Origin of the sequence: Salibacterium salarium, from assembly GCF_030813635.1 — a bacterium.
Taxonomy (GTDB): domain Bacteria; phylum Bacillota; class Bacilli; order Bacillales; family Marinococcaceae; genus Salibacterium; species Salibacterium salarium.
This window is the reverse complement of the sequence record NZ_JAUSUM010000002.1, coordinates 489,306-501,483: the sequence shown is the minus strand read 5'-3', so window position 1 is coordinate 501,483 and position 12,178 is coordinate 489,306. Positions and strand designations below refer to the sequence as shown.

Below are 12,178 nucleotides of genomic sequence, written 5' to 3'. Positions count from 1 at the left end.
AAAAATCATGATATAACAAAACAGAGCAGAAAGGAGCAATAATAATGGAACTCACAATAAAACCTGAGGCTGCCCGGCTTTACAAAGAAGAAATGAATTTAGAAGATGAAGAATATCTTCGCTTGTTTGTTCGCATTGGAGGCGTTGGTTCCGGGGGCTATTCCATTGGAGTGTCCAAAGAAAAACCTGAAGCTGGTGCATATACGCTTCAGGCAAAAGGAATATTCTTTTTTGTTAATCCGCAAGATCAATGGTATCTAGATGGTATGACGATATCTTATGATAAAACCATTGACTTGCTTGAGTTTGAAAATCCTAAGATATATGATGTTACTAACCCTAAATAAGGTTATATATGTTGTTTTAAATGATAGTCCCAGGCCATATTTAATGTCTGCTTCGCTTGAATGAGTGACTGTAGCGGTTGTGATATGGATTGTTTATCCGGCGATTGGAGTGCTTTTTCGGCATTTCCAATTGCCTTTTCAATTTTTTGCAATGAATGCAGGCGTTGTTCTTTTTGAATTCGTTCCAACCTGATTCCCTCCCTGAAATGGTTCTACTTTAAAGAGTATCCAGGTGGAGGGGAAAATATGCTTATTTTTTTCAAACTTTCCCTATGATTTTGGCGGACGCTGTCCCCAAAATTGGTAGTAGTCGGTCTTTATCTTGCCGTTGTAGAGTTTGCGTCTTTTCGTCGCTTGTTTCCCGTACAAGGACTCGAAATTCTCGTTTGATGTCAACATATAGACAGACCACGTTTCAAGCGGGCGTAGCGCTTGTCCGATTTCTTTGTACAGTGCTTCTATTTCTTCTTTTTCGCCAAGACGTTCTCCGTATGGGGGATTGGACACTATACAACCATAGTTTTTTTTAGATGTGAAATCCGAAGCCTGCATTTGCTTAAATGAAATCACCCCATACAACCCAGCTTCCATCGTATTTTCTTCGGCTAATTCAACAATTCGGTGATCAATATCTGATCCTTGTATATCTAGCGGTTGGTCGTAATTTGCTTTATCTTCTGCTTCTTCTCGCGCCCGTTCCCATATGGCATTTTCGAGCCATGTCCAGTCTTCTGCAATGAATTCACGGTTAAACCCAGGTGCGATACGTTGTCCAATAAGAGCCGCTTCAATTGGTATTGTCCCTGAACCACAAAAAGGATCAGCGAACGGACGATCCGGCTTCCAATTCGTTAACATAACTAACGCTGCAGCAAGTGTCTCTTTTAATGGAGCTAAGTTTTGTACAGCCCGGTACCCGCGTTTATGAAGGCCTGGTCCGGATGTATCTATCGTTAACGTCACGACATCTTTGTTAAGAGCCACTTCTACCTTATACAAAGCTCCATTTTCGCTGAACCAATCTTTGTTATACGTTTGCTTCAGTCGTTCGACAATGGATTTTTTTACAATGGATTGGCAATCTGGAACGCTGTAAAGTGTTGACTTTACCGAGCGACCGACAACCGGAAATTCTGCATTTTCCGGTAAATAATCTTCCCAAGACACAGCTTTTGTTTTTTCGAATAACTCATCAAATGAATAAGCGTTAAATTCTGCCACTTTTAATTTCACACGATCTGCTGTTCGTAACCACATATTAGTTCGTGCGATTGCTTCTGTGGGAGCGTTGAATTCTACTCGTCCGTTTTCTACTTTCACATCTTGGTATCCGAGATCTTTTATTTCACGGGCAACGAGTGATTCTAGCCCCATTGTAGCTGTTGCTATTAATGTAACGTGATCCTCCATATAGTTTACTCCTTTGAATTGCAAATTTGTACGCTTTATGCAGCTATTTGTATGTTTCGTTTCTTCTAAGTATTTTTATTGTTGTTTGTTGTTAGTCATTTAGATAAAGAAAAAACCCCTTGTACAGGGGTCATCAGAGGCCAAAACATTCATATAAGCCATGTTCTGTCCCTTTGTGCTGCTACGGTTATTCACCTTGCACTCCGGGGGCAGTCATCTATCTGCAGATTATATCTGCCTTTTCTTCTGTTGAATTCCATCAGAAAAGTGCCCCTACCAATGTTTGGGTTTCTCGCTCGAGGGGTTTACCGCGTTCCACTCTGTTCGTTTCCAAACAGACTACGTCACTGTGGCACTTTCAGGGTAATAAGACCATATCCAATAGACACAGGTCTCTTCCCCGCCATCAGCCCAGTCTAATACCAGGCCGCCCTGACTTATTGTTTAGTCAGGCACGAACACTACAACCCTCTCAGGTTGTGCGAGCATGGACTTTCCTCTACGCTGTTAAGCGCAGCAACTGCCAGAATGTTTTTAGCGTCTTTTGTTAATGCAAATGCCATTATATCCTGTTCAACATAGTTTGGCAAGTCGTCATTTCATAAACGCAGGAGAAGATTTATTTTTCTTAATAGCATTTTTAGATAACTGGTCAGCAGTTCTATTGTTAGTAGAAGGAATCCATTTCACGAAACATAACTCGCATGAATCAAACATGGACAATATTTCTTTTAAATATGGTTTGTATAATGAATGTTTCGTATGCTCCTTTTCAACAGCTTCATCTACCAATTTAGAATCGGTGTTAATAGATGCCATAGACCATCCTCGTTTGTAACAAAGCTTTAATGTTTGTAACAAAGCAGCAAACTCCGCCTCGTGGTTTGTCATCGTACCGAGTGGAATAGCATGGTGTTCGTTATTGCCGTTTCCATCTTTGACAAAGATACCCGCGCCAGCAGGACCAGGATTTCCAGCGCTTGCTCCATCTATAAAAATTTTTAACAAGCAAATCCCTCCGTTATACAAACGTTCATATTAATCATAAAGTTTGTTTCCAAAGACTTCTTTTTCCAAGTTAGATAAACGTTTTAATATATCGTAATTAGTCCCACCAGTGTTTGGCATAGGTTGTTCCTCTGAAGCAGTATTATGTTCACGGCTGTAGCGGGTTTCTCGTTGAGTTGTTTGGTTTTTACTCTGTTCTAACTGTGATTCTAAATCACGCACCCGTTGTTCATATGCTTCGTAATCTTGAATAATCATATCTAAAAATTGATCCACTTCGTCTTTATTATACCCTTTCATACTGCTTTTAAAGTCTTTATCTAAAATTTCTTTTCCAGTTAATTGAATATTTTGCATCGTTATGATTCACCCCGAATAAATTATCGTATTGAATATCTAAAACGTTATTTGTATTTTATTTTTTCAGAACTTCTTTGAAAAGTCAATTTTCAATCCGTTTACCATTCGTTATCAAGACTTTGAGACTCTAGTTCATGTTCAACGGCTTCTTGTAAATCGTCTGGGGTAATTCGATACACTGGATAACCTTGCTGCGATCGTCGTTCGGCTGCTTCTAAATAATATTTCGGTGTTCCTTCTTGTTCTTCGGTATACAAAAGTAACAACGCATCCGTTTTCATGATAATAAAATCATTTTTAGCACGTAATTGACCTGGGTTGTCATATTCTTTTTTCGATATGGCTTCACAATAGTCAGCCGATTGGATAATACGCTGATATCGTTCTTTTGCATGATCTGGCCATATGCTATCTTGATGAAGAAAAGGAGGAAGCACGGCGAGACGAAGTTGAGACCATTCCATCTTCAAATCAATCACAACCTCTGCAGCCCATTGTTCGACTCCGGGTTGTCCCGAAATGACAATCCATTCCAAACCATTTTCTAAGAGACCATATATTTTGGATTTAAGAGTGGCTTTTATATAAGATATCTCCTTTGCATTTGGATCAAATATGCCTAATTCTTGTGGCTTATATCCTGTTACAGCTAACACCTTCATATTTGTTCCTCCTGCTTTATTATTGTAATTTCCTACATGCAGCTGCTGTTTCGACAAAAACAGATATATTTATTGAGGGTTGGCATTCAAATAATGTCGGTTATTGATAATTCCTAGATAAACACTTGCTATTATGCGCTTGCCCGGGAAATAATGATGGACGTTATTTCCTGTTCCTTATTTTATCATCTAATCGAATAATTCTTTTTTCTATACCATATTCTTTCGGTGATTCGCTATTTGCTGCTTGTGCGTAAAACATCGCGCCTTCCATATCTTTTTCTATGTGTTCTTTATATTTTGCCAATTCAACTGCAGCTTCTATGCTGCGTTTGCCTTTATTCAGAAATATTTCGCTAAAGTACCTTTGTGCCTCATCGTCTCGCTTTTGCTTTTTCAAAACACGAGCTAAAGCAAAATAATTATCCTCTTTCCAATCATCTAATGTCATCCTGTTGGATAAAGCGTGCTTGTAGCACCATTCCGCTTGTTTCCATTCCTTTACCTGCTCATACCAGCGGCCAATTTCAAATGTTTCTCTCTTTGTTGTACCATAACGAAGAACACGGTCGGATAGGTTAATATAAAGAGTGATTAATGACAGCACATCCCACTCATTATGGGTAAGTATTCCTTCAATAAAGGCTGGATTCTGCTCATTTAAATAATCAAAATAAAGCATAGGAGCAAGATAACCAGGAGTGTCGTCTTCTCGTTCGAACTCCAATATTTCTGCTTCAATCACGGAAAGCTTACAGGATGGAAGAACATGTTTAAACAGTCGGCGTGAGGAATGTAATAAATCAAAATGACCAAACTCTGGAAGTTTCGGAACTTCATTTCGAACAAAAGTGTGCCTTGTCTTGAGCTGAGGCCAGTCAAATGATTTCCCATTAAAGGTAGCAAGATGTTGAATCGATGTTTTCATTTCGTTAAGGAAATAATAATATAGTGGTACTTCAGCTTCTGGTCCCGGTAAAAAGTATTGACGAACATGTACGTTCGTCTCAGAAAAATAGGATCCACCGAGTAAAAATATCATATTCCCTGCTCCACTGTTTAATCCAGTTGTTTCAGTATCAAAAAAGAGAAGGTCTTCAGGTGTCCGTTCTTTTGGATGAAGCGGATGTGACGCTGTTACTTTACTCCAACGATCCCAAATATCAAACAGTTCTCCTAAAGCATGGTTCCCATGATAATAACTAAACGAGTACTCTTTTTCTCGTTTAATCATATATTGATCGTCCAAAAACAAAGGCTTGGATTGGAGGTTCTCCCATTCTGTTTCAAAAGGAACTTCATTCTGTACGTTGGATGAATGGTCTTCATTGTCAGAACTACTAACTTCATCACTTGATTGTTGCTCATGACTCATATGATGTTTCATTCGATTCAATTTGTTTTTAAGCTTCAATCCGTTATTCCTCCTCGGAGTACATGAATCAAACGTAGAGTTAAAGTTTTGGCTTCTTCATCTAGATTTAAATCAGATCCGACACAAGACGGACATCCCGTGCTGCATGGACAAGACTTAATCAAATTTTTACAATCACTTAAAATATCCGGAAGTAGTTGATAGACAGCTGATGATAATCCGACACCTCCCGGATACCTATCATATAGGAATATCGTAGGTTGTTCCGAGTGAGTGGCTTTCATTTGTGGAACGACATGTAAATCACTTCGATCACACATAACATGAATGGGAGCAATATGACGAAATACATTAGCAAGTCCGATAAGAGCCTGCTCCAATGGCTGTTTTCCAAATTCTTGTACAGTATGTGCCGGGAAGGTAACCCAACAAGCATTTGTATGCAATTCTTCTTCCGGTAAGTGAATAGTACCGGAACCAATGTTTTCGAATGTTGTCATTTTTATTTTTTTGAAAATGGTTGCTTTAGCATTTACCATCACATCACCAAATGCTGTTTCAAAACTAGGGTGTGACGATGTTTTATCTTCTTCTAACACTTTTAAGTCAACAGCCAGGTTAGCATCCGTGTAGTATTCAACTTGTACTTCTTTGACAAAGGCTTTCTTTTCTTCCCAATCGAGTTCTTCTACTTGATATTGTATGCCTTGATGTAGATAAATTGCTTTTTCGTGTAATAATGTCATCGCGCTAAAACTATCCATTTCCCCTATTACTTTCACATTGGAAATATCCGTTTGATCAATGATAACGACATTTTCTTGGGAAGCAGAACGTAGACTAATACCGTGGGCAGGAAAGGCATCATTCATCCAGTACCACTTAGACCCTCTATGATGAAGAACTTGTTCTTCGGTTAAATACTCAAGTATTTCCACTACATCGACCCCGTCAAATGTTTCTCCGTCCTGAAACGGCAGCTCAAACGCAGCGCATTTGATATGATCGACTAATATAATTAGGTTATCAGGGTGAATGCGGGCTGATTCCGGGGATTGCTCCAGGAAAAATTCAGGTTGCTGAATCATATATTGGTCTATTGGTGCTGAACTAGCGACTAAAATAATTAATGACTCATCTTGACGTCTTCCAGCCCTGCCGGCTTGTTGCCACGCACTAGCAACAGAACCTGGATAACCAGTCATAATACATACTTGAAGTTGACCTATATCCACCCCTAATTCTAACGCGTTCGTACTAACAACACCCATAATATCTCCGTTGCGCAGCCCATTTTCTATTTCTCTTCGTTGCTTGGGAAGATATCCGCCTCTGTATCCTTGAATAGATTTGGGACCTAATTCTTTTTTCACTAGTTCTTGTAAATGACTTAAGATTACTTCTACCCTTACTCTACTTCGCGCAAAAATAATCGTTTGTATTTTTTCATTAAGAAAACGAGAAGCTAACTCATTTACTTCCGATGTAGCGCCTTTTCTAATATTTAACGCTTCATTGATGACAGGGGGATTATAAAAGACAAAGTGTTTTTTTCCCCGCGGAGCACCATTATTATCTATTAAATCAAACGTTTCTCCAGTTAAATTTTCCGCAAGTTCTTGCGGGTTAGCGATAGTGGCTGAAGTTGAAATAAATACAGGATTACTTCCGTAATAATTGGCAATTCTTTTTAGACGACGAATCACGTTTGCAACATGACTGCCAAATACTCCTCGATAGGTATGTAATTCATCAATGACAATGTATTTAAGATTTTCAAATAATGATACCCATTTCGTATGATGCGGTAATATAGCGGAGTGAAGCATATCCGGGTTTGTAATCACAACATGTCCTGCTTTTCGAACGACTTGCCTAATATTTGCAGCAGTATCTCCGTCGTATGTAAAACTTTTTATGTCTTCTTCCATAGCATCTATTAATTCATTAATTTCACTTTTTTGGTCTTGTGCTAACGCCTTTGTCGGAAATAAATATAGGGCACGGCTTTCTTTGTTATTTAAAATGGACTGTAATACTGGCAGGTTATAACAAAGCGTTTTGCCAGAAGCGGTTGGGGTAACGGACACGGTATTTCTTTTTTCATAACCACTTTTTACATAAGCGGAGTATTGATGAGTATACAATTCGGTAATACCTTTATCCATGAGTGCACGAATCAATTTTTCGTGCAGTTCCGCTGGAAACGGGTTTGTTTGTGCCTGTTGTTCATTTATAGTATGCCAATGTTGGATGTGGTCTTTTATTGTTTCATCCGTTTTCATCCATTCAATTAGTTGGTTTAACGATTGCTTTTGCATTCCTAGTTCACCTCATACATCTATTATAGAGAATGTACGTTTGTTTTCCAATCATTTTAACAGACGGTAGTAATAGAAAATACCACCATTATTAAAAACGGTGGTAGTACGGATTATTGTTTGAGTACTATTAAGACATGAAAAATTTGTAGTATAACAGAATTATTGTAGTTTAGTATTTATTAGCACAGAAAAAATACAATAACGATAGAAACGTTATTGTATAAAATAGAGAAATGATACTACCAAACTTATCTTTCCATGTGGTAGTCGTTAATTAATTGAAGAACTGTTTTTTCGTCTTTTTCAGGCAATACACGTCTGTCGTTAGGTTTACTGTTACTTTTTTTCATGATGATCACTCCTTGTATTGTTATAATGTAATGCTTATTATACACAGTTGTTATAATACAGTCAATGGCTTTTGGTTGAATTTTTAGAAAATTGATTTGTGATTTCTCACTCATGGTTTCTATAAAAAAGCTTCAAACGCTTGTGCGTCTGAAGCTTTTCCTCGTTACTCTATAATAAATTTGTCTATTTCATCTACAAGATGAACAATTTCCGGTTTACTTATTTGAGCATCTGCTCCTACTTGATCTCCTTTGTGATATAGATCATTTGTTATTAAAGAGGAGAAAATAATAACAGGAATGTTCTTTAAACTTTTGTTTTCTTTGATTTTCCAGGTTAAATGATGCCCGTCCATTTTAGGCATTTCTAAATCTGTAATAATCAAATCCGGTTTCTGATGCTGTGCTTCTTCATCTTCACTTTCAGCTATTGATTCTAAATAGTCCCATGCAGCTTTTCCATCCTCATAAACAACAGTCCCTAGATAACCCGCATCTTTTAAAACATCTTCTAACATTTTTCTTAGAATAGGAGAATCTTCTACAATCATTAAATGTTTTTCAGAGCGGTCCTTATAACTTATGTTACTTGTTTGAGACATGTTTATGCCTGCTTCAGGTGCAATGTCCATTACAATTTTTTCATAATCGAGCAATAAGGACATAATACCTTCCATTTTAACGATTCCTATCGTATTTGCGTCATATCCTTGAGATAACTCACCTGGTTTTTCAATTTGTTCCCAGGAAATACGATGAATACGAGAAACAGAGTGAACATGAAACGCTACTTTCATTTGATTTAATTCCGCAATAATAAATTTATCGTGTTCAGGTTCCTCAGCCGAAGGATACCCTAAGACTTTAGCAAGATCAACTACAGGGATAACCTCTTCTCGCAGTCGTACAATCCCTTCTAAGTGTTCATGTCGATTTGGTGTTTCTGTAATCTCTACTGGCTGGATGATTTCTCTAACTTTTAATACATTTATCCCGAATGTACCGGTTCCAACCTCGAACATGACAATTTCTAATTCGTTTGTGCCACTTTCGAGCAAAATATCAGTTTCATTTGTACCAAGTGCCATGGAAACTCCCTCCAAACAATCATATATCAATTAGTACTTTTGTCTCTATTTTACCGCATTACGAAAGAACTGCAAGAATTATTTAAACAAAATGCTAAAAATCAAACTTTCCTCTTGTTCTATATTATGTAAAAAACCCGACAATCCTTACTGTCGGGCTCCCTCTTTTTTAATTAAAGATTTATAGTTACATCTTCATTTTCACGAAGTTCTTCTACTAAAGATTGCATTTGCTCTGTTTCTTTTTGATTTTTTAGTTGATCTTTAAGGTCTGATTTTACTTCCTCAAATGGTGGAATTTCTACCTCTTCCTCATTTTCTCCACTCATTTGTTCTTGTTGAGCTGTCAACTGATCATAAGCTTCTTCTAATTCTTCATCCGTTGGCTCCGTGTCCCCTGATTCCTCAGCAATGAGTTGATCTACTTTCACTTGTGTTTCAACTTCAGCCATAATCTCTTCTTCATTCATATCTTGTTGTTCTTTGATAGTAGATATAAATTCATCTTGGGATTCAAGCTCATTTAGTTCCACTAATTCATTTAATGTGTTGTCTATGTCTTCTTGTGATGCTTCAATATCACGATTATCTGCTTCTTGTATAAGTAATTCTGTAACAATCATACTTTCGGCAACTTGTTCTTTTAATTGGTCTTGGTCAAGGTCTTCCCCTGTCATCTGTGCCTGTAATGCTGCTTGTTGAAACTGTCTTTCATACGACGTTTCAAATTCATCTTTTGATATATCTTCTGCGTTAACTTGGGCTACAACGTCGGGGATTTCTGATAAATCAGGTTCAGGCATCTCTATTTCTTGCGCTGTTTCTCCCTCATTTTCTCCATCCTCATTCGTATTTTCCTCGTTCGACTCTTCTTGTTGCTGATTGTTTTCTTGTTCGTCTGATGCATCTTCATCTCCACAAGCTGCAATCATCGATATAGAAACAGCAAGAGCGATACCCAGTATGTGTTTTTTACTCAAATATATTCTCCTTTCGTAATTGGTACTTCTTTGTATTGTAACATATCCATATTCGTAACACATATTTTTAACCGTACTCGGATAGGTTGAGTTTTTCTTTAACGGCTCACTACAAGCCATGGTCGTTCATTTTCCCAGTGAACATTGCCCTTTACATCAAATGTTTGTTGCACGTTTGTATCGTTTAAAACATCATATTTCTTCCCTTTATGAAGTATTTCTCCATTCTTCAGCAGCAGAACATTTTTTATAGAGGGAGGCAGTTCTTCAATGTGATGCGTTACATATAGAAGGGCCGGAGCATTATTTAATGCCATTAATGATTCTAAGGATTCCAAAAATTCTTCTCTTCCTTTCACATCAAGACCGGTGCACGGTTCATCCAATAACAACACACTTGGCTCAGCAATCCATGCCCGTGCTAGCATAGTCCTCTTCTTTTCCCCTTGGGACAATTGTGAATAGCGTCTATCCTTGTATTCTTCAATTCCAAAAAAACGCATCCATTTTTCGGCGAGCTCCACTTCAGTAATATTCGTACTTTCATATAATCCTACAGACGCAAAAAGGCCGCTTAAAACAATCTCAATAGCCGTATCACTTTGTCTTGTGCGGTACCTATCCTCTAATGCATCACTTACCCATCCTAAACTTTTTCGCAATTCTGGAATATTGATTTGTCCATATTTTCCTTGCCAACTGAATAAACTTCCTGAAGTTGGCCAAACATATCCAGCAATTAATTGTAAAAGGGTTGTTTTCCCCGAACCGTTTAGACCAAGAAGTCCCCATTGTTCTCCCTTTTTTATATCAAAGGAAATATCTTTTAATCGAACATTCCCGTTATTAATAACATCGATATTCTGAAACGAGAGCACTGATTCGTTATCCATGTGTTCCTCCCTATCTATCACTTTGTCCCCTTATTTTCTATAGTTAGAATAACAAAATATTTAGGTATTTTACAGTATTGCTATACTTTTTACTGCTGTTACAGGTGATTATGCAGATTGTGTAATTTAGTGTATGATGAAATTAACGTTTATTATCGAAAAAAATTTAAATTTTTTTAATAGTGCTTATATCAGTAGATAGAGTCGATTTATACATTCTTCATCATTTGACTTTTCCTCAAAAAATGTTACGTTAATTTTGTTAAAAAAATATTTAATTAATCTAATTTTATTAACAAAGAGGGGGTGAGAATAAACCTTTGTGCCAGTTTCATCTAAAAGATGCAATATTAATGTTTTTCCGAAAACATGAAAACGTGGACTGAAGCTCATTGGGGGCTCATTATTACTAAAGAAAACTAATACTTAAAAGTGAGGGTAATTTATGACATTGAAAAAAAAGTTAAGTTTTATTACATTTTTAATTCTTATCATTGGTCTTTCTGCTTGTGGAAGTGACGACTCAGAATCTTCTGAAGGAAATGATGAAGGAAGCGAAGAAAATGAAGAAGCTGCCGACGAAGAAGCAAATAGTGATGACAAGATTATGATGGGACAAATAAATTGGGCTGAAAATATAGCAGTTACAAATATGTGGAAAGTTATCCTTGAAGATCAAGGATATGACGTTGAGTTTAATGTACTTGATATGGGAACTACAATGGCAGCAGTGGCTGAAGGCGGCTTAGATGTCAGTCTAGAAGTTTGGCTCCCTATACAAGATGCTAATTATGTTGAAGAATATGAAGATGAAATTAATTTCTCTGAAGAAGTTTGGTATGAGAATGCCAAAGTCGGATTAGTTGTTCCAGAATACATGGAAGATGTTAATAGCATTGAGGACCTTAATGAAAATAGTGATAAGTTTAACGGTGAGATCACTGGCTTTGATCCAGGCGCTGGTACAATGGAAGTAACAGAAACTCTAATCGACGAATATGACTTAGATTATGAACTTCTTCCAAGTTCTGAACCAGCTATGCTTGAAGAGATTAATCAAGCAATTCAAGACGAAGAACCAATTGTTGCTCCGCTATGGAGTCCACACCGTGTGTTTGCTGAACATGACTTGAAGTATTTAGAAGATCCTAAAAACACTTATGGAGATTCAGAAAAAATTCACCACGCAACTCGTCAAGGTTTCGCAGAAGATTATCCAGAAGTTGATGAATGGTTCAAAAACTGGAAAATGGATGACGATTCTATCGGTGATTTAATGGTTGCCGTCAATGAAGCTGAAGAACCAATTGATGGAGCAGAAGAATGGGTAGAAGAAAATCAAGACTTGATAGATGAATGGATTAACGAATAAGCATAAGTG

12 protein-coding genes and 1 other RNA gene are annotated in these 12,178 nt (G+C 37.4%); 2 read left to right on the top strand and 11 right to left on the bottom strand.

Annotated elements, in window-relative coordinates; genetic code table 11:
- Positions 1-44: 44 nt before the first annotated feature.
- The gene (locus J2S78_RS08325) at positions 45-347 is read left to right on the top strand and encodes a HesB/YadR/YfhF family protein (RefSeq protein WP_306897721.1); all 303 of its coding nucleotides are present in this window, start codon (positions 45-47) and stop codon (positions 345-347) included.
- A 2-nt stretch (positions 348-349) separates the two neighbouring features.
- Here the strand turns inward: J2S78_RS08325 and J2S78_RS08320 are convergent, their stop codons facing one another.
- From J2S78_RS08320 to J2S78_RS08270, 11 genes are all read right to left on the bottom strand, one after another.
- Positions 350-535, bottom strand: coding sequence for a hypothetical protein (locus J2S78_RS08320; RefSeq protein ID WP_306897720.1), 186 nt, complete (start codon positions 533-535; stop codon positions 350-352).
- An 82-nt stretch (positions 536-617) separates the two neighbouring features.
- Positions 618-1,757, bottom strand: coding sequence for a THUMP domain-containing class I SAM-dependent RNA methyltransferase (locus tag J2S78_RS08315; RefSeq protein WP_306897719.1), 1,140 nt, complete (start codon positions 1,755-1,757; stop codon positions 618-620).
- Positions 1,758-1,906: 149 nt separating this feature from the next.
- Positions 1,907-2,289: RNase P RNA component class B (gene rnpB, locus J2S78_RS08310), an RNA gene on the bottom strand.
- A gap of 62 nt (positions 2,290-2,351) precedes the next feature.
- Positions 2,352-2,765, bottom strand: coding sequence for a reverse transcriptase-like protein (locus J2S78_RS08305; protein ID WP_306897718.1), 414 nt, complete (start codon positions 2,763-2,765; stop codon positions 2,352-2,354).
- 30 nt (positions 2,766-2,795) lie between these two features.
- The gene (gene gpsB / locus J2S78_RS08300) at positions 2,796-3,122 is read right to left on the bottom strand and encodes a cell division regulator GpsB (protein WP_306897717.1); all 327 of its coding nucleotides are present in this window, start codon (positions 3,120-3,122) and stop codon (positions 2,796-2,798) included.
- A 101-nt stretch (positions 3,123-3,223) separates the two neighbouring features.
- Entirely contained in the window at positions 3,224-3,787 is a 564-nt protein-coding gene (locus tag J2S78_RS08295) for an SLOG family protein (RefSeq protein ID WP_306897715.1), read from the bottom strand.
- Positions 3,788-3,950: 163 nt separating this feature from the next.
- Positions 3,951-5,201 (bottom strand): ribonuclease H-like domain-containing protein, encoded by a 1,251-nt coding sequence (locus tag J2S78_RS08290; protein ID WP_306897713.1) that lies wholly within the window; start codon positions 5,199-5,201, stop codon positions 3,951-3,953.
- A complete protein-coding gene (locus J2S78_RS08285) occupies positions 5,198-7,483 on the bottom strand; it encodes a DEAD/DEAH box helicase (RefSeq protein ID WP_306897711.1) in 2,286 nt (761 codons plus the stop codon). The genes J2S78_RS08290 and J2S78_RS08285 overlap by 4 nt, the downstream gene beginning before the upstream one ends.
- 517 nt (positions 7,484-8,000) lie before the next feature.
- Positions 8,001-8,924, bottom strand: a complete 924-nt coding sequence (locus tag J2S78_RS08280) for a chemotaxis protein (RefSeq protein WP_306897709.1) — start codon at positions 8,922-8,924, stop codon at positions 8,001-8,003.
- A gap of 173 nt (positions 8,925-9,097) precedes the next feature.
- Positions 9,098-9,904, bottom strand: a complete 807-nt coding sequence (locus J2S78_RS08275; RefSeq protein WP_306897707.1) for a SurA N-terminal domain-containing protein — start codon at positions 9,902-9,904, stop codon at positions 9,098-9,100.
- A gap of 98 nt (positions 9,905-10,002) precedes the next feature.
- Positions 10,003-10,797, bottom strand: coding sequence for an ABC transporter ATP-binding protein (locus J2S78_RS08270; protein ID WP_306897705.1), 795 nt, complete (start codon positions 10,795-10,797; stop codon positions 10,003-10,005).
- Between the two features lie 445 nt (positions 10,798-11,242).
- On the opposite strand from J2S78_RS08270, the gene J2S78_RS08265 reads away from it, so the two are divergent.
- On the top strand, positions 11,243-12,169 hold the full coding sequence (locus J2S78_RS08265) for a glycine betaine ABC transporter substrate-binding protein (RefSeq protein WP_306897704.1): 927 nt from the start codon (positions 11,243-11,245) through the stop codon (positions 12,167-12,169).
- The last annotated feature ends 9 nt before the right edge of the window (positions 12,170-12,178 follow it).

Excerpts from the sequence above, each read along its gene's own strand:
- J2S78_RS08325 (WP_306897721.1), top strand. The coding sequence starts at position 45 with ATGGAACTCACAATAAAACCTGAGGCTGCCCGGCTTTACAAAGAAGAA.
- J2S78_RS08315 (WP_306897719.1), bottom strand. The coding sequence starts at position 1,757 with ATGGAGGATCACGTTACATTAATAGCAACAGCTACAATGGGGCTAGAA.
- gpsB (WP_306897717.1), bottom strand. The coding sequence starts at position 3,122 with ATGCAAAATATTCAATTAACTGGAAAAGAAATTTTAGATAAAGACTTT.
- J2S78_RS08295 (WP_306897715.1), bottom strand. The coding sequence starts at position 3,787 with ATGAAGGTGTTAGCTGTAACAGGATATAAGCCACAAGAATTAGGCATA.
- J2S78_RS08285 (WP_306897711.1), bottom strand. The coding sequence starts at position 7,483 with ATGCAAAAGCAATCGTTAAACCAACTAATTGAATGGATGAAAACGGAT.
- J2S78_RS08280 (WP_306897709.1), bottom strand. The coding sequence starts at position 8,924 with ATGGCACTTGGTACAAATGAAACTGATATTTTGCTCGAAAGTGGCACA.
- J2S78_RS08270 (WP_306897705.1), bottom strand. The coding sequence starts at position 10,797 with ATGGATAACGAATCAGTGCTCTCGTTTCAGAATATCGATGTTATTAAT.
- J2S78_RS08265 (WP_306897704.1), top strand. The coding sequence starts at position 11,243 with ATGACATTGAAAAAAAAGTTAAGTTTTATTACATTTTTAATTCTTATC.